The organism is Streptomyces sp. SDT5-1, from assembly GCF_052245995.1.
Classification (GTDB): domain Bacteria; phylum Actinomycetota; class Actinomycetes; order Streptomycetales; family Streptomycetaceae; genus Streptomyces.
Window position 1 is genome coordinate 5550757 of sequence record NZ_CM125963.1, and the last position, 17918, is coordinate 5568674.

Below are 17918 nucleotides of genomic sequence, written 5' to 3' on the forward strand. Positions count from 1 at the left end.
CCCCTCGAATGGGGACCGGGCCTTCGGTCTTGTTCGCCGGGCTTCGGGGCCTTACGCCTCGAAGACCTCGCGCACCAGCTGCTCCTGCTCGGCCTGGTGGCGCTTGGCCGAGCCGACCGCCGGGGACGAGCTGTGCGGCCGCGAGATGCGGCGCAGACGCTCACCGTGCGGCACGTCGGCGCCCACGGCCAGGTCCAGGTGGTCGATCAGGTTGAGCGCGATGAACGGCCAGGCACCCTGGTTCGCCGGCTCCTCCTGCGCCCAGAGGTACTTCTCGGCGTTCGGGAACTTGGCGATCTCGGCCTGGAGCTCGGCACCCGGCAGCGGGTACAGACGCTCGACGCGGATGATCGCGGTGTCGGTGACGCCGCGCTTCTTCCGCTCGGCCTCCAGGTCGTAGTACAGCTTGCCGGCCACGAACACGACCTTCTTGACCGCGTTCGGGTCCACCGACTCGTCGCCGATGACCGGGCGGAAGCCGCCCGTCGTGAACTCCTCCACCTTCGACGCGGCGGCCTTGAGGCGCAGCATCGACTTCGGCGTGAAGACCACCAGCGGCTTGTGGTGCGGGTTGTGCACCTGCCACCGCAGGAGGTGGAAGTAGTTCGACGGCAGGGTCGGCATGGCGACCGTCATGTTGTTCTGCGCGCACAGCTGCAGGAAGCGCTCGACGCGGGCCGAGGAGTGGTCCGGGCCCTGGCCCTCGTAGCCGTGCGGCAGCAGCAGCGTGACGCCGGAGGTCTGGCCCCACTTCTGCTCGGCGGCCGAGATGTACTCGTCGACGACGCTCTGCGCGCCGTTGACGAAGTCGCCGAACTGCGCCTCCCACATCACGAGGGACTCGGGACGCGCGAGCGAGTAGCCGTACTCGAAGCCCATGACCGCGTACTCGGAGAGCAGCGAGTCGTAGACGTTGTAGCGGGCCTGGTCGGGCGACAGGTAGAGGAGCGGGGTGAAGTCCTCGCCCGTCTTGTTGTCGATGAGGACCGCGTGGCGCTGGCCGAAGGTGCCGCGGCGCGAGTCCTGGCCGGACAGGCGGACCGGGGTGCCCTCGAGGAGCAGCGAACCGATGGCGAGGGTCTCGCCCATGCCCCAGTCGATCGTGCCGTCCTCGATCATCGTGGCGCGGCGCTGCAGCTGCGGCAGCAGACGCGGGTGCACGGTGACGTGGTCCGGGATGTTGACCTGGGACTCGGCGATGCGCTTGACGACCTCCTGGGAGATCGCCGTCTGCACCGACACAGGGAAGTCGGCCTGCGGGTCGGGGACCTCGGCGGCCGCCGGGTGCGCGACGGCCTCGCGGACCTCGGTGAAGACCTTCTCCAGCTGGCCCTGGAAGTCCTGGAGCGCCTGCTCGGCCTCTTCCAGGGTGATGTCGCCGCGACCGATGAGGGACTCGGTGTAGAGCTTGCGCACCGAGCGCTTCTTGTCGATCAGGTCGTACATCAGCGGCTGCGTGAACGCCGGGTTGTCCGACTCGTTGTGACCGCGGCGGCGGTAGCAGATGAGGTCGATGACGACGTCCTTGTTGAACGCCTGGCGGAACTCGAAGGCCAGTCGGGCAACGCGGACGACGGCCTCGGGGTCGTCGCCGTTCACGTGGAAGATCGGCGCCTCGATCATGCGGGCCACGTCCGTGGCGTACATGGAGGAGCGCGAGGACTCCGGGGCGGCGGTGAAGCCGACCTGGTTGTTGATGACGATGTGGACCGTGCCGCCCGTGCGGTAGCCGCGCAGCTGCGACATGTTGAGCGTCTCGGCGACCACACCCTGGCCCGCGAAGGCCGCGTCACCGTGCAGGGCGACGGGCAGGACCGTGAAGTCCGTGCCGCCCTTGTTGATGATGTCCTGCTTGGCGCGGGTGATGCCCTCGATGACCGGGTCGACCGTCTCCAGGTGGGACGGGTTGGCGGCCAGCGAGACGTTGATCTGCTCGCCGTCCAGGCCGGTGAAGGTGCCCTGGGCGCCCAGGTGGTACTTCACGTCGCCGGAGCCGTGCATCGACTTCGGGTCGAGGTTGCCCTCGAACTCCCGGAAGATCTGCGCGTACGACTTGCCGACGATGTTCGCCAGCACGTTCAGGCGGCCGCGGTGGGCCATGCCGATGACGACCTCGTCGAGGCGGGCCTCGGCGGCGGCGTCGATGACCGAGTCGAGCAGCGGGATGACGGACTCGCCGCCCTCCAGGGAGAACCGCTTCTGACCGACGTACTTGGTCTGCAGGAAGGTCTCGAAGGCCTCCGCCGAGTTCAGGCGGCGCAGGATGCGCAGCTGCTCCTCGCGCTCCGGCTTGGCGTGCGGCCGCTCGATGCGGTCCTGGATCCACTTGCGCTGCTTCGGGTCCTGGATGTGCATGAACTCGATGCCGGTGGTGCGGCAGTACGAGTCGCGCAGCACACCGAGGATGTCGCGCAGCTTCATCATCGACTTGCCGGCGAAGCCGCCGACGGCGAACTCGCGCTCCAGGTCCCAGAGCGTCAGCCCGTGCTCGGTGATGTCGAGGTCGGGGTGCTTGCGCTGCTGGTACTCGAGCGGGTCGGTGTCGGCCATGACGTGGCCGCGGACCCGGTAGGAGTGGATCAGCTCGAAGACGCGGGCGGCCTTGGTGACGTCGTCGTCGTGGGAGGCGTCGATGTCCTTGAGCCAGCGGACCGGCTCGTAGGGGATCCGCAGGGCCTTGAAGATCTCGTCGTAGAACTCGTTCTCACCGAGGAGGAGGTTCGCGACGATGCGCAGGAACTCGCCGGAGGCGGCGCCCTGGATGACCCGGTGGTCGTAGGTCGACGTGAGCGTCATGACCTTCGAGATGCCGAGCTTGTTCAGGGTGTCCTGGGAGGTGCCCTGGAACTCCGCCGGGTAGTCCATGGAGCCGACGCCCATGATGACCGACTGGCCGGGCATCAGACGCGGCACGGAGTGCACGGTGCCGAGGCCGCCGGGGTTGGTCAGGGAGACCGTCACGCCGGAGAAGTCGTCCATCGTCAGCTTGCCGTCGCGGGCGCGGCGGACGATGTCCTCGTAGGCCTGCCAGAACTCGAAGAAGTTCAGCGTCTCGGCCTTCTTGATGCCGGCGACGACGAGCTGGCGGTCGCCGTTCGGCTTCACCAGGTCGATGGCCAGACCGAAGTTCACGTGGTCCGGCTTGACCAGGGTCGGCTTGCCGTCCTTCTCCGCGTAGGAGTAGTTCATCGACGGCATGGCCTTGATGGCCTGCACCATCGCGTACCCGATGAGGTGCGTGAAGGAGATCTTCCCGCCGCGGGCCCGCTTCAGGTGGTTGTTGATGACGATGCGGTTGTCGAACAGCAGCTTCACCGGGACCGCGCGCACGGACGTCGCCGTGGGGACCTCGATGGACTTGTTCATGTTCTTCGCGACGGCGGCGGCGGGACCGCGCAGCGTCACGAGCTCGGGGCCGGCAGGGGCCTCGGTCGTCACTTCTTCAGCCTTCTTCGGTGCAGGGGTGGCGGGCTTCGCGGCCTGGGCGGGCGCGGCGTCGGCCGGCTTCGCCGTGGCGGGAGCAGCGGCAGCCTGTGCGGGAGCTGCGGCTGCGGGCTTCGCGGGCGCCGCGGGGGACTGCGCCGCGGGCGCGGCCGGGGCCGCGGGCTTCTCGGCCGGCTTCGGGGTCGTCGCGGCCCCCGCGGCCGCGGCACCTGGCTTGTAGTCGGCGAAGAAGTCCCACCAGGCTCGGTCAACCGAATTCGGGTCCTGGAGGTACTGCTGATAGATCTCGTCGACGAGCCACTCGTTGGGGCCGAACGCTGCGGCAGGGTTCTTGCCCTGCCCGGCTTGGTCGGTCTCGGGGGAGATGCTCGAGTTACTGGGGGACTGTGGCGACACGGCGGTAACCGCCCTCTTCCGCTTCTCACAAGGTGATGGACAGCGGGAATAAAGGCTACGCCTCCATTGACGAGACGTGCAGACCGGGCCGGTCATCCGTCACGTAAGTCACATCGGAAGTCGTGTTTCGGGCCGGGAAATGGCGGGAAACAACCGGGGTTTCGGTACGTTCGGATGCGCGCCCGGCGTGTTCGTGTGTGCCCGGCGCGCTCTTGACCCTTGCCTGACCGAAACCCTACGTCAACTTTGCGTTCCGGGCTCTCCCGGAAGGGTGACCTTGATCCGGCAGCCCCGAGCGGATTCGGCCACCCGGATCTGCCCGCCGTGCAGTTCCACGGCCCAGCGAGCGATGGCGAGGCCGAGGCCCGTGCCGCCGTCGCCCTTGTCGCCGGTGGCGGCGCCCTGGTTGAAGCGCTCGAAGACCTTGTGCCACTCGGACTGCGGGATGCCGGGGCCCTCGTCGAGCACCTCGAGGTCGAGGGACTCGGGGTAGGGGCCGCGCCGGGCGAGCACGGTGACACGGCCGTGCTGCGGCGAGTGCTTCACCGCGTTGTCGATGAGGTTCGCGACGACCTGGTGGATGCGCTCCGGGTCGGCGTGCGCCGTCAGCTCGGGCGGCGACACGTCGAGGTGCAGATGCACGTCCGTACGCGTATGGGTGCCGGAGCCCGAGGCGAGTCCGGCGCGCTGGGAGACCGCCATGTTGGCCTCCTTCAGGACGCCCGACAGGTACGGCCAGACCTCGAAGCGGCGGGCCTTCAGCGGGACGACGCCGTTGTCCAGGCGGGACAGGTCGAGCAGGGTGTCGACGAGGCGGCCGAGCCGCTCCGTCTGTTTCAGCGCCGTGCGCATCGTCTCGGGGTCGGCGGCCATCACGCCGTCGACGACGTTCTCCAGGACCGCGCGCAGGCCCGCGATGGGCGTGCGCAGCTCGTGCGAGACGTTCGCCACCAGCTCCTTGCGCTGCTGGTCCTGGGCGGCCAGCTCGTCGGCCATGCGGTTGATGGTGACCGCGAGGTCGCCGATCTCGTCGCGCCGGCCCGCGCCGCGCACCCGGCGCGAGTAGTCGCCGTTGGAGATGAACCGGGCCACCGTGTTCATCTCGTCGAGCGGCGCCGTCAGCGAGTGCGCCACGAACTGCGTGATCAGCAGCGTGGCGATGATCGAGAACACCGTGATGAAGCGCAGCTCCGTCGCCGTGTACATCGCCACCATGAGCAGGCCCGTGGTGATGAAGACCGAGACGACGACGAGCGTGCCCAGCTTCGCCTTCACGGAGAAGGGGCGCAGACCGCCGGACGCCCACTGGGGGTTGAACGGCGGCCGGTGCGGGTTCCGGTGGTCCCCGTCGCTCACGGGTTCGGCGTCTCCAGCGCGTAGCCCACGCCGTGCACGGTGCGGATGCGCTCCGCGCCGATCTTCCGGCGCAGCGCCTTGATGTGGCTGTCGACGGTGCGGGTGCCCGAGGCGTCCGCCCAGTCCCACACCTCGGCGAGCAGCTGCTCGCGGGAGAGGACGGCGCGCGGCGTGTTCGCCAGGCACACGAGGAGGTCGAACTCGGTGGGGGTGAGGTGCACGTCCTCGCTGCGCACCCGCACGCGGCGCTGCGCGTGGTCGATCTCCAGCTCGCCGAGTCGCAGTATCCCGCTGCGCGGCGTCGTGGCGGCGAGGGCCGCCCGCTCCACGCGGCGCAGCAGCACGTGCACGCGCGCCGCGAGCTCCCGCATGGAGAACGGCTTGGTCATGTAGTCGTCGGCGCCGACACCGAGGCCGACGAGCATGTCCGTCTCGTCGTCGCGGGCCGTGAGCATCATCACCGGCACCGGGCGCTGGGCCTGCACGCGGCGGCAGACCTCCAGGCCGTCGAAGCCGGGCAGCATGATGTCGAGGATCAGCAGGTCGGGCTGCCAGGCCTCGGCCGTGTCCACCGCCGCCGGGCCGTCCTGCGCGGTTTGCACGAGGAATCCCTCGGCGCGCAGCCGGGCGGCGATGGCGTCGACGATGGTCGGATCGTCCTCGACGACCAGGACCCGTCGCTGGGCACCCTGGCTCGTCGTGGTGGTGTTGTGGGAGGTGTGTGTCTGCTCCATCGCCCCGCCCCTGAGTGCGCGCCGTCGTGACGCGCTTGACGCTTGAATGATCGGGTTTCGGACGTCAGCGTACGGGGAGTTACCGCCGGTCGGCTACGTGGGCCTCAGTGCGAGGTGCACCACGTCAGGGACGCCCCGGACAACCGGGATCTCTTCGGTGCGCACCGCCTGGAATCCGGCATTCCGCAAGGTTTCTTCGAAATTTGCTGACGGCTGTGCGGACCATACGGCGAGAACACCGCCCGGGTCGAGTCGGTCCCGGCAGGTGGCGAGCCCGGAGGGCCCGTAGAGGCTGTCGTTGTCCTCGGTGACGGTCCAGTCGGGGCCGTTGTCGATGTCGAGGCAGAGCGCGTCGTACGTGTCCGTGGTCGTCGCCAGGTGCCGTACGAGGTCGGCCTCGACGATCTCGGTGCGGGGGTCGGCGAGGGCGTCGGCGGAGAGGGTGCGGAGCGGCCCCGTGCGGTGCCAGTCGACGATGGACGGCTCGCGCTCGACGACGGTGACGCGGCCCCAGCGGGGGTTCGCGGCGGCGTGCGCGAGGGAGAAGCCGACACCGAGGCCGCCGATGAGGACGCGCGGCCGCTCGCGGTCGTCCAGGGCGTCGAGCGCCGCGTCGACGAGCCGCCGCTCGGAGCGGCCGTCGGAGGTGTCCATCAGGAACGTGCCGTTGGCGATGATCTGGAGCAGGTCGCCGTGGCGGCGCAGGACCACCTCGCCGAAGGGCCCTTCGCGGCGGTCGAGGACGACGGGTGGATCCGGGTACTGCAAGGTCGTCATGGTCGCCATTCTGGCGGACCGTCCCGCCGCCCCGCCGGGCTTTTCTGTGTCCCACGTCTCACATGGCGCGCGTCACAGACCGTGATCGCCCCGGGCTCTGCCGGTGATCGCTGACAGCGAACAGTCCGGCAGGAACATCTGGGGGCTCCCGAGCATTGAGTCGACATAGCTCAACTTGACTGCCGAAGGGGAGATCATGGCTTCGACGTCCAACCCGCTCACCCTGCCCGTGCTGCCCCTCGACGACGAGGTCGTACTGCCGGGAATGGTGGTGCCCCTGGACCTGAACGACACCGACGTACGCGCCGCGGTGGAGGCCGCCCAGGCCGCCGCCCGTACCGGACCCAGCAAGCCGAAGGTGCTGCTTGTTCCGCGGATCGACGGCACGTACGCGAACACCGGCGTGCTCGGCACCGTCGAGCAGGTCGGCCGCCTCGCCGACGGCGACCCCGGCGCGCTGATCCGCGGCGTCGGCCGCGTCCGCATCGGCGCGGGCACGACCGGTCCCGGCGCCGCCCTGTGGGTGGAGGGCCTGACCGTCGAGGAGGAGGTGCCGGACCCGCTGCCCGGCGCCGTGACCGAGCTGGTCAAGGAGTACAAGGCGCTCGCCACGAACTGGCTGAAGAAGCGCGGCGCCTGGCAGGTCGTGGACCGCGTCCAGGCCATCGACGACGTGTCCGCGCTCGCCGACAACTCCGGCTACTCGCCGTTCCTCACCACCGCCCAGAAGGTCGAGCTGCTGGAGGCCGCCGACCCGGTGGAGCGGCTCAAGCTCGCGACCCAGCACCTGCGCGACCACCTCGCCGAGCAGGACGTCGCCGAGACCATCGCCAAGGACGTCCAGGAGGGCGTCGACAAGCAGCAGCGCGAGTTCCTGCTGCGCCGCCAGCTCGACGCGGTCCGCAAGGAGCTGCGCGAGCTGAACGGCGAGAAGGACGAGGGCGAGGAGTCCGACGACTACCGCGCCCGCGTCGAGGCCGCCGACCTGCCCGAGAAGGTCCGCGAGGCCGCCCTCAAGGAGGTCGACAAGCTGGAGCGGTCCAGCGACCAGTCCCCCGAGGGCTCCTGGATCCGCACCTGGCTCGACACCGTCCTCGAACTGCCGTGGAACGAGCGGACCGAGGACGCGTACGACATCCAGGGCGCCCGCGCCGTCCTCGACGCGGAGCACGCGGGCCTGGACGACGTGAAGGAGCGCATCACCGAGTACCTGGCCGTGCGCAAGCGCCGCGCCGACCGCGGCCTCGGCGTCGTCGGCGGGCGGCGCGGGGGCGCCGTGCTCGCGCTGGTCGGCCCGCCCGGCGTCGGCAAGACCTCGCTCGGCGAGTCCGTCGCGCACGCGATGGGCCGCAAGTTCGTCCGCGTCGCGCTCGGCGGCGTCCGCGACGAGGCGGAGATCCGCGGCCACCGGCGTACGTACGTCGGTGCCCTGCCGGGCCGCGTCGTGCGCGCCATCAAGGAGGCCGGGTCGATGAACCCGGTGGTCCTGCTCGACGAGGTCGACAAGGTGGGCTCGGACTTCCGGGGCGACCCGGCGGCGGCCCTCCTCGAAGTCCTCGACCCGGCGCAGAACCACACGTTCCGCGACCACTACCTGGAGGTCGAGCTCGACCTGTCCGACGTGGTGTTCCTGGCGACGGCGAACGTCCTGGAGGCCATCCCCGAGGCCCTGCTCGACCGCATGGAGCTGGTCCGCCTCGACGGCTACACCGAGGACGAGAAGGTCGTCATCGCCCGCGACCACCTGGTCCCGCGCCAGCTGGACCGCGCGGGACTCGCGGCCGACGAGGTCACCATCGGCGACGACGCGCTGCGCAAGCTGGCCGGCGAGTACACGCGCGAGGCCGGCGTCCGCAACCTGGAGCGGTCCGTGACGCGGGTGCTCCGCAAGGTCGCGGCGCAGCACGAACTCGGCGAGCGTGAGCTGCCGTTCACCGTCGGCGAGGGCGATCTGCGCGGGCTCATCGGGCGCCCGCACCACGTGCCCGAGTCGGCGCAGGACCCGGCCGAGCGGCGCACGTCCGTGCCGGGCGTGGCGACCGGGCTCGCGGTCACCGGGGCCGGTGGCGACGTGCTCTTCGTGGAGGCGTCGCTCGCCGACCCGGAGACGGGAGCCGCGGGCCTGACCCTCACCGGGCAGCTGGGCGACGTGATGAAGGAGTCGGCGCAGATCGCGCTCTCCTTCCTCCGCTCGCACGGCGCCGAACTGGAGCTGCCCGTCGCCGACCTGAAGGAGCGCGGCGTGCACATCCACTTCCCCGCGGGCGCCGTCCCGAAGGACGGGCCGAGCGCGGGCGTCACCATGACGACCGCCCTCGCGTCCCTGCTGAGCGGGCGCCTGGTCCGTACGGACGTGGCGATGACCGGTGAGGTGTCGCTGACCGGGCGCGTGCTGCCCATCGGCGGCGTGAAGCAGAAGCTGCTCGCCGCGCACCGGGCCGGGATCACCACGGTGATCATCCCGAAGCGGAACGAGGCGGACCTGGACGACGTCCCGGCCGAGGTCCTCGAGAAGCTGGACGTGCACCCGGTGAACGACGTCCGCCAGGTCCTGGAACTGGCCCTGGCGCCGGCCTCCGCCGACCTGGAGGTGCCGGTCGCGGCCTGACGGCCGTACCAGGTGAGGGCCCGGGCGACGCCGACGCGTCGCCCGGGCCCTTCCGCGTCAGCCGTTGGCGAGCGCCACGACGCGGTCGAGGGCGCCGTTGAACTTGTTGTGGTCGCCGACCGTCGGGCCCGACGACGTGTACTGCCACATGGTGTAGTAGCTCCAGCCGGCCGGGAGCGTGCCGACCGTGGAGGCGTAGCGGGCGATCCACAGCGGGTTGTTCGCCGCGAAGCCGCCGTAGTTGCCGGTGCACTGGGTCCACCAGCTGGTCGCCGTGTAGATGACGGCGTCACGGCCCGTGCGGGCCTTGTACTGGTTCAGGAAGTCCCGGATCCAGGTGACCATGCCGCTCTGCGTCTTGCCGTAGCAGGCCGCGCCGTACGGGTTCCACTCGATGTCGAGCGCGCCGGGGAGCGTCTTGCCGTCCCTCGACCAGCCGCCGCCGTGGTCCACGAAGTAGTTGGCCTGGGTGGCCCCGCTCGCGGTGTCGGGCGTCGCGAAGTGGTACGCGCCGCGGACCATGCCCACGTTGTACGAGCCGTTGTACTGCTGCGCGAAGTACGGGTTCGTGTAGTACGTGCCCTCGGTGGCCTTGGTGTAGGCCCAGCGCACGCCGCTGTTCCAGAGCGTCGACCAGGCCACGTTGCCCTGGTGGCTGGAGACGTCGACGCCCTCGGTCTGGGTGGCGGCGATGGAGCTGGTGGGCGGCCGGGAGCCGACGCCGTCGTGGGCGGCGACCCCGATGCCCATGTAGGCCTCGCCCCGGGCGGGCCTGTCGGCGGCCTGCGCCGCGCCTGGCAGAGTGAGGAGGAGCGAGAGCGCGGCGAGCAGGGTGCCGGCGACGCCGAGGCGGGCCCCGCGTCTGCGACGGTTGATGACAGGTCTGTGCACGGGCATGAGCGGCCTCCGGAAACGGTGTGGGGTGACGTGCGGTGGCGCCCGAGCGCTTGATGGTGTGTGCATGCCACGACCGGCAGCGGTAAAAACGCTACGCACGTAGACCCCCGGTGGGAAGAGGGGCCGGTGTGTGCCGTTGGTCTACTCCTGCGAAATACTGGTGGAACTGCGGTGATGACCGTGATGGGCGAAAACTTTCAGAGGTGCTGACGTGCGCGAAGACGGAAACGGCGGGCGGCGGAGCGCGGAATCCGAACCGCGAGCCGCCGGCGCGCCGACGGCTGTGGACGGTGAGTTCCTCGCCCTGGAGCGCGAGTTGACCGTCTTCCTGCGCCGGGCCAGGGCCAATTCGGGCGAGATGGCCCGCGAGGTCCACCCCGACCTCGAACCGGCGGCGTACGGGCTGCTCGTCCGCCTGGAGGAGTGCGGGGCGCAGCGGGCCACCGAACTCGCCGCGTACATCGGCGTCGGCAAGGCCACGATGAGCCGCCAGCTGCGCGCCCTGGAGGAGCTCGGCTTCGTCGGCCGCGAGCCCGACCCCGCGGACGGCCGCGCCTGGCTGATCTCCCTCACCGAGTACGGGCGCGAGCACTTCCGGCGGGTCAGGGACGCGCGCCGGATGCGCTACGTACGGCAGCTCGACGGCTGGGACCGCAAGGAAGTCGCGGAACTCGCGCGGCTGCTGCACCAGTTGAACGCCGGCGCCGAATAGCCGCCCGTCGCCCGCGGCGAGCGGCTCACAGCTCCACGTACGCCACCGTCGCGTCGTCGTGCGTCTTGGAGCGGCGCAGATACGTGCGGCTCTCGGCGTCCGCGTCCTCCAGCGCCCTGACCCGGGCCACGGCCGCCTGCGCGCCCTCCTTGCGGACGAGGGTGAACAGGTCCGCCCAGTCGCCCTCGTGGAACTTCTCCACCCAGCGCGTCACACCGTCCGTCAGCCCGGCGAGCGCCCGTACGTCGGTGCGGGGCAGCGTCCCCGTCACCGCACGCCGCGCCACCGACGGGTCGGCGGCGGCCGTGAAGAAGCCGCCCTCCTTGTTGCGCACCGTGGCGTCGGCCACCTCGTTCGAGACGAGGTTGGCGCGTGGCACCCGGTCCAGTCGGTCGTCCAGGAGCGCCGTGACCCCGCCGTCCGGGGCCTCGACGAGCAACGCCGAGTCGGACAGCACCAGATGTTCGACCTGCTCCGCGTCCCAGCGGGCCAGCACGACGGTCGCCTGAGGCGTACGCGGGTGAGAAAGGTCACATGTGTCGCGGTGGGCCTCCGCGGTGCGGGCGATCGCCGCCCCGAGCGCGTCCGCGAGGCTCAGATCCCGGCGTGAAACGGACAGTTCGACCAGCGCCCCGCCGAGGCGCGCGGTGAACCACGGCACCGAGTGCCGGCAGCCGTCGTCGGTGGGCGGGGGAGTGACCCCGTCGAGCACGACCAGCGAACCGCCAAGCCCCGCGGCCGGTGCAACCACCGATACGTAGTCCTCGTTCGGTCGGTCGGGGTCGCCCGGCTCGGTGGTCAGTTCGATGCGCATGCGGTCAGTCTGCATGAGGCGCCCTCACGGGGCGGTGCGACACCGCGAGTTGGGCCGGCCCCGCCCGCTCCGATCCGGTACGGGGACGCATGGGAGCGCCGGACGCCGGGTATGCGCGGAATGATCACTTCCGTCGGGGGTGTGGCGGGGCATCCTGCCAAAGGCCGTGGAAGACGTCCAACCCGCGCGCGGTTGACAGAGGGTGATCGCCGCCCCGGAACTTGCTCCCCAACTCCCGCTCGATGTTCACTCCTTCGGGTGGCGGGCGAGGTGATGGGCGCCCCCTCCTCAACGGCACTGGAAGGGTCAGGGGCCAGGCCAGAGGGTCACAGGTGTTGACGCAGCGTCACCCGGACCCATGGGTAGGACGAGTCAGGAATGCGAGCATCAGTGGGGAACACCTCCGGCGGTAATGGGGCCAGTGGGCTGGGCGTGTCGGGTGATGCCGCGCCGGTCGGGGCGCCCGAGGTGAGCCGCACGGGTCCGGGCCGCGGCAAGCGCGCGCGGGTCCGCAACCGGTTGATCGTGGCGGTGGCCGTGGTCGCCGCCGCCGTCGTCGGCGCCGGCGCACCCGTGATCATCGGCGCGTCCGACCGCGTGGGCGAGTCCCAGTCCCTCGTCGACGACGCGCAGCAGACCCAGGCCGCGCTGTCCCTCTCGCACGCGCTCGCGGACGAGCGCGACGAGGTCACCCGCTTCATCGCCGCGGGCCGCCCCGAAGGGCAGGGCCTCAGCGAGGAGCGCGGCGCCCGCGTCGACCGGCAGGTCGACGAACTGCGTGTCGACGCCCCCGCGGCGCTGCGCAAGGACCTCGACGAGGTCGCGGCCGTCCGCCGCTCCGCCCTCACCGGCAAGGGCTCGGCCCTTGAGGCGCACACCGCGTACTCCCGCTCCATCGGCGAACTCCTCGCGCTCGCCGAGGACCTGGCCGAGCGCATACCGGCCCGCGCGGGCTCCGGCGCCTACGCGCTCGCCGACCTCGACCGCGCCGTCGAGCAGGCATCCGCCGCGCGCGGACTGCTGCTCTCCGCGCTCGCCGTGCCGCGCACCACCACGACCCGTGTCGACCCGGCGACGGGGCTGCCCAGGACGGTCGTCGGCCAGTCCGCGGCCGCCGGTGGGCAGCGCGACGCGCTCAGCGCCGAGGGCCAGCGCGCCCGGGTGCGCGAACAGGCCGCGCTCGACGACTTCCACGACTCCGGCACCGACGCCGCCGTCAGCGCCTACGACTCCACCGTCACGGGCCCCGACGTCACGCGCGCCGAGACGTACCTCAAGCACCTCGCCGACGCGCCGACGCTCAGCGACGCCGAACTCGGGTACAACGCCAAGAGCGTCGAGGCCGCCCTCACCTCCCGGATCGACCTCATGCGGGGCGCCGAGGCGGCCCTCGGCGACCAGCGCATCAAGCGCCTCGAGCAGCTGCGCGACGACGACGTCACCGCGCTGGAGATCCGCATCGCGCTCGTCGGCGTCTGCCTGCTCGTCGCCGTCGGCGTGGCCATGGCGACCGCCCGCTCGCTGACCCACCCGCTCGCCGCGCTGCGCATCGGCTCCGCCCGCGTCGCCGGCGACCCGGCGGCCGAGGGCCCGGTCAAGTACAAGGGCCGCAACGACGAGTTCGCCCAGGTCGTCGACTCCATCAACGCGCTGCACGCGCACGCCGTCGCGCTGCACGGCCGGATCGGCACCCTGGAGTCCGACCGCAAGCACCTCATCGGCGAGCGCCAGCGGATGGCGGACGAGCGGGACCAGCTGCGCGGCGAACTCGCCGAGACCGCCCGCAAGCTGGACCGCGTCAAGCACTCCATCCACGGCACGTTCGTCAACCTGGCGCTGCGCACCCTCGGACTCGTCGAGCGGCAGCTCGGCATCATCGAGAACCTGGAGGAGCGCGAGCAGGACCCCGACCGGCTCGCCACGCTCTACAAGCTCGACCACTCCGCCACCGTCATGCGGCGGCACAGCGAGAACCTGCTCGTCCTCGCGGGCACCGAGCGCGGGGCCCAGCACGGCGGCTCCGTGGCGCTCGTCGACATGGTGCGCGCCGCCGTCTCCGAGATCGAGCGGTACGAGCGGGTGCGGATCGCCGCGCTGCCGCCGCACGCGCACATCGCCGGGTTCGCCGCCGACGACCTCAGCCACCTCGTCGCCGAACTCCTGGAGAACGCCACGTCGTTCTCGCCGCCCGACGCCTCCGTCGAGGTCTCCGGCTGGCTCCTGGAGAGCGGCGCGGTGATGCTCTCCGTGCAGGACGAGGGCATAGGGATGACCGACGACCGGATGCGCGAGCTGAACACGCGCCTCTCGTCGTTCACCGCCGAGGAGGCGCACGACCCTGAGGACGTCGACGGATTCGGGCTCGGCCTGTACGTCGTCGCGCGCCTCGCCGTCCGGCACGGCGTGCGGGTCAGGCTCCGCGAGCAGAAGCAGGGCGGGGTCGCGGCGGTCGCCGTGCTGCCCGCGTCCCTGTTCGCGCAGGCGCCCGCGGCGTCGGTGCCGCCCGCCGTCCTCGTCCCGGGCGCGGCCCCCGCGGTCCGCCAGGCGGGCTCCGAGGCGGAGGCCAACTCGAACGAGCTGCACGGCCGTACGGTGCCGGACCCGGCGCTGCCGACCGGCGACCCGCTGATCGAGGCGGCGGAGCAGGCGGTCCGGGAGTCCTCGGAGCCGGTGGAGGAGACGCTCGCCGAGTTCGCGTCGCCGGAACCGGAACCGGAACCGACCCCTGAGCCGACGCCGGCCCCCGAGCCGGAACCCTTCCAGGCGGTCGAGGCCCCCGCCGAGACACCGGCCGAGACGACCATGGGCCTGGGCGCGCCGGTGCCGCCCGCACCGGAGCCCGTACCCGCACCCGAGCCCGTCGCGGAACCGCAGCCCGCACCCGTGGCGGATGTTCCGCACCCGCGCACCCCGCACGACCAACCCGCGGAGCACCCCGCCGAGCACCCCGCGCAGCCCGAACCGGAAGAGCGCGTCACCGCCAAGGGCCTGCCCAAGCGCACCCCGAAGGTGGCCGCCCCCGCCGCCGCCCCGAAGCCGCGCACCGGCTCCGTGGACGCGGAGGCGCTGCGCCGCAAGCTCGGCGGATTCCACCGCGGCGCCACCGCGGGGCGCCGCGACGTGACCGCGGAGCTCGCAGACGACCCTGGACGTAGAAGTGAAGCCGAGGGGGACACAGCCGAGGAGGCAAGCAGTTGACTGCGCCCACCCCTGCACTCAACGGACTCAAGGGACTGAACGGTCTCAGCAGCGAGGCACGCAATCTGCACTGGCTGCTGACCGACCTGGTGGAGGAGGTGCCAGGGCTGCACTCCGTCGCCGTCGTCTCGTCCGACGGACTGCTCCTGCTCTCCTCCGACCCCGGTCGGCACGACAAGGCCCCCACCACCGAAGCCAGCACGGGCCCCAAAGGGTCGAGCGCCGACCTGGCGGCCATCGTCGCGGGACTCGGCTCGCTGACCATCGGCGCCGCCAAGCTGATGGACGGCGGAGGCATCAAGCAGACGATGGTCGCCATGGACGAGGGAAGCCTCTTCGTCATGTCGATCAGTGACGGATCCCTGCTCGGCGTGCATGCCGCCGCCGACTGCGACATGGGCGTCGTCGCGTACCACATGGCGCTCTTCGTCGGCCGCGCCGGGCACGTCCTGACGCCCGAACTCCGCAGCGAACTGCGCCAGTCCATGGAGGCCACCCGATGACCCCCAGCCCGTCGAGCAGCGCACCCGGGCCCAACGGCACCACCAGAACGTACGGTTCGAGCAGGCTCCCCACCCGCGGTGCCGACCGCAGGCCGGCCCGCGTCCGCCCGTACTCGCTGACCGGCGGCCGCACCCGCTTCGGCCACGTCCTGCTCGTCGAGACGTTCATCGCCAGCACCGCGGCGATCGAGGGCCCCGAGGAACGCCCCGAGCTGGGCAAGGGCGGACTCGCCGGGATCATGCCGGAGATGCGCGCCATCGTCGCGCTGTGCCGCCGCATGCGTACGGTCGCGGAGATCGCGGCGCTCCTCAAGATGCCGCTCGGCGTGGTCCGCGTACTGCTCAGCGACCTCGCCGACCAGGGAAAGATCCGTGTGTACGGAACAGGACACGGCCCCGGACAGCCGGACCGGGCGCTCCTCGAAAGGGTGCTGAGTGGACTCCGCCGCCTCTGAACTCCTCGCCGGACTGCCCGAGGAGGAAGAGCAGTTGCAGGCCTGGCAGACCGACAGGACCCGGGCCCCCGTCGCCACGAAGATCATCGTGGCGGGCGGCTTCGGCGTGGGCAAGACGACGCTCGTCGGCGCCGTGTCCGAGATCCAGCCCCTCGAGACCGAGGCGCTGATGACGGAGGCGAGCGAGGCCACCGACGATCTGACCGCGACGCCGGGCAAGTCCACGACCACGGTCGCCATGGACTTCGGCCGCATCACGCTCGACGACGACCTCGTCCTGTATCTGTTCGGCACGCCGGGCCAGCAGCGCTTCTGGTTCATGTGGGACGACCTGGTGCGCGGGGCGATCGGGGCGGTCGTGCTCGCCGACACCCGCCGCCTCAAGGACTGCTTCCCCGCGCTCGACTACTTCGAGAGCTGCGGGCTGCCGTACGTCGTGGCCGTCAACCACTTCGAAGGGACGCCGGAGTTCGCGCCCGACGACGTGCGCGAGGCGCTCACCGTGCCGCCGCACGTACCGGTGCTGATCATGGACGCGCGGCGCCGCATCGCGGCGATCGAGACGCTTCTCGCACTGGTCGGGCACGCGCTGGACGTCACACCCGAGTGAACCCGCATAGTGGTCAAGCCCGCCCCCCACATTAGTTACGGCAGTTAAGAAGGCAGTCTCATATGTCGCGGAAGATACTCGTCGTGGGAGCCGGCCAGTCCGGCCTCCAGCTCGCCCTCGGCCTCCAGACCCAGGGGTACGAAGTCACCCTGATGTCCAACCGCACCGCCGACGAGATCCGTTCCGGGCGGGTCATGTCGACGCAGTGCATGTTCCACACCGCGCTCCAGCACGAGCGCGACCTCCAGCTCAACTTCTGGGAGTCGCAGGCCCCGAAGATCGAGGGCCTCGGCGTCTCCGTCGCCGCGCCCGGATCGCACGACCCGGGCCCCACCCAGCGCGCCATCGACTGGGTCGGCAGGCTCGACGGCTACGCGCAGTCCGTCGACCAGCGCGTGAAGATGGCCGGCTGGATGGAGACGTTCGCGCAGCGCGGCGGGCAGCTCGTCATCCACGGCGCGGCCGTCTCCGACCTCGACTACTTCTCGCGTACGTACGACCTGGTGCTGGTGTCGGCCGGCAAGGGCGAGCTGGTCTCGATGTTCGGCCGGGACGCCGAGCGGTCCCCGTACAGCGAGCCGCAGCGGGCGCTCGCCGTCGCGTACGTGCACGGGATGGGCGTGCGGCCCGAGCACCCGGAGTTCGACGCGGTGCGCTGCAACCTCGTGCCGGGTGTCGGCGAACTCTTCGTGATGCCCACGCTGACGACCTCCGGTCGCGCGGACATCCTCTTCTGGGAGGGCATCCCCGGCGGTCCGCTGGACGCCTTCAAGGGCATCAAGGACCCCTCCGAGCACCTGGCGCTCACGCTGGAGCTCATGGAGAAGTTCACGCCGTGGGAGTACGCGCGCGCCACGAAGGTGGAACTGACGGACGCGAACGGTACGTTGGCCGGTCGTTACGCCCCGACCGTCCGCAACCCCATCGGGCGGCTGCCCTCGGGCGGGGCCGTGCTCGGCGTCGCCGACGTGGTCGTCGCGAACGACCCGATCACGGGGCAGGGCTCCAACTCGGCGTCCAAGTGCGCGGCGTCGTACCTCGACTCGATCGTCGCGCACGGGGACAAGCCGTTCGACGAGGAGTGGATGCAGGCGACGTTCGACCGGTACTGGGAGACGGCGCAGCACGTCACGAAGTGGACGAACACGATGCTGCAGGCTCCGCCGGAACACGTCCTCAACCTCATCGGGGCGGGCGGCCAGCTCCAGCCGGTGGCCGACCGCTTCGCCAACGGCTTCAACGACCCGTCCGACTTCGAGAACTTCTTCTACGACCCGTCCAAGACCCAGGCGTACCTGGACTCTCTGACGTCGTAGCCCTCACGCGGCGCCCCCACCACACGGCGGGGGCGCCACCGCGACGTGGTCCTCGGCTTCGGCCGACGCCCTGTTCGCGGCCGGCCGCCCCGCGGCCC

Annotated in this window: 13 protein-coding genes; 7 read left to right on the forward strand and 6 right to left on the reverse strand. The window is 71.2% G+C overall.

What is annotated here, in order from left to right; all coding sequences use genetic code 11:
- Positions 1-51 precede the first annotated feature (51 nt).
- From ACTWJ8_RS25740 to ACTWJ8_RS25755, 4 genes are all read right to left on the reverse strand, one after another.
- Complete coding sequence (locus ACTWJ8_RS25740) at positions 52-3840, reverse strand: multifunctional oxoglutarate decarboxylase/oxoglutarate dehydrogenase thiamine pyrophosphate-binding subunit/dihydrolipoyllysine-residue succinyltransferase subunit (RefSeq protein ID WP_356373993.1); 3789 nt, start codon at positions 3838-3840, stop codon at positions 52-54.
- A gap of 240 nt (positions 3841-4080) precedes the next feature.
- Complete coding sequence (locus ACTWJ8_RS25745; protein ID WP_443260386.1) at positions 4081-5196, reverse strand: HAMP domain-containing sensor histidine kinase; 1116 nt, start codon at positions 5194-5196, stop codon at positions 4081-4083.
- A complete protein-coding gene (locus tag ACTWJ8_RS25750; RefSeq protein WP_356373992.1) occupies positions 5193-5930 on the reverse strand; it encodes a response regulator transcription factor in 738 nt (245 codons plus the stop codon). Before ACTWJ8_RS25750 ends, ACTWJ8_RS25745 begins: the two co-directional genes overlap by 4 nt.
- Before the next feature lie 93 nt (positions 5931-6023).
- A complete protein-coding gene (locus tag ACTWJ8_RS25755) occupies positions 6024-6716 on the reverse strand; it encodes a spermidine synthase (RefSeq protein ID WP_443260387.1) in 693 nt (230 codons plus the stop codon).
- A 187-nt stretch (positions 6717-6903) separates the two neighbouring features.
- Here ACTWJ8_RS25755 and lon point away from each other — a divergent pair, with 187 nt between their 5' ends.
- Positions 6904-9315 carry an endopeptidase La gene (gene lon / locus ACTWJ8_RS25760; protein ID WP_443260388.1) on the forward strand — a complete coding sequence of 804 codons (2412 nt, stop codon included), beginning with the start codon at positions 6904-6906 and terminating at the stop codon, positions 9313-9315.
- 57 nt (positions 9316-9372) lie between these two features.
- On the opposite strand, the gene ACTWJ8_RS25765 is transcribed toward lon, so the two are convergent.
- Positions 9373-10212 carry a lysozyme gene (locus ACTWJ8_RS25765; protein WP_356373989.1) on the reverse strand — a complete coding sequence of 280 codons (840 nt, stop codon included), beginning with the start codon at positions 10210-10212 and terminating at the stop codon, positions 9373-9375.
- Between the two features lie 211 nt (positions 10213-10423).
- Between ACTWJ8_RS25765 and ACTWJ8_RS25770 the strand changes: the two genes are divergently transcribed.
- On the forward strand, positions 10424-10924 hold the full coding sequence (locus tag ACTWJ8_RS25770; protein WP_356373988.1) for a MarR family winged helix-turn-helix transcriptional regulator: 501 nt from the start codon (positions 10424-10426) through the stop codon (positions 10922-10924).
- Positions 10925-10949: 25 nt separating this feature from the next.
- Here the strand turns inward: ACTWJ8_RS25770 and ACTWJ8_RS25775 are convergent, their stop codons facing one another.
- A complete protein-coding gene (locus ACTWJ8_RS25775; RefSeq protein ID WP_443260389.1) occupies positions 10950-11738 on the reverse strand; it encodes a protein phosphatase 2C domain-containing protein in 789 nt (262 codons plus the stop codon).
- A gap of 378 nt (positions 11739-12116) precedes the next feature.
- Here ACTWJ8_RS25775 and ACTWJ8_RS25780 point away from each other — a divergent pair, with 378 nt between their 5' ends.
- From ACTWJ8_RS25780 to ACTWJ8_RS25800, 5 genes are all read left to right on the forward strand, one after another.
- A complete protein-coding gene (locus ACTWJ8_RS25780; protein ID WP_443260390.1) occupies positions 12117-14936 on the forward strand; it encodes a sensor histidine kinase in 2820 nt (939 codons plus the stop codon).
- Positions 14933-15439 carry a roadblock/LC7 domain-containing protein gene (locus tag ACTWJ8_RS25785; RefSeq protein ID WP_356373985.1) on the forward strand — a complete coding sequence of 169 codons (507 nt, stop codon included), beginning with the start codon at positions 14933-14935 and terminating at the stop codon, positions 15437-15439. The genes ACTWJ8_RS25780 and ACTWJ8_RS25785 overlap by 4 nt, the downstream gene beginning before the upstream one ends.
- Positions 15436-15894, forward strand: coding sequence for a DUF742 domain-containing protein (locus ACTWJ8_RS25790; protein WP_356373984.1), 459 nt, complete (start codon positions 15436-15438; stop codon positions 15892-15894). Before ACTWJ8_RS25785 ends, ACTWJ8_RS25790 begins: the two co-directional genes overlap by 4 nt.
- Positions 15875-16504, forward strand: a complete 630-nt coding sequence (locus ACTWJ8_RS25795; protein WP_356373983.1) for a GTP-binding protein — start codon at positions 15875-15877, stop codon at positions 16502-16504. Before ACTWJ8_RS25790 ends, ACTWJ8_RS25795 begins: the two co-directional genes overlap by 20 nt.
- 62 nt (positions 16505-16566) lie before the next feature.
- Complete coding sequence (locus ACTWJ8_RS25800) at positions 16567-17820, forward strand: styrene monooxygenase/indole monooxygenase family protein (protein ID WP_356373982.1); 1254 nt, start codon at positions 16567-16569, stop codon at positions 17818-17820.
- Positions 17821-17918: the final 98 nt, after the last annotated feature.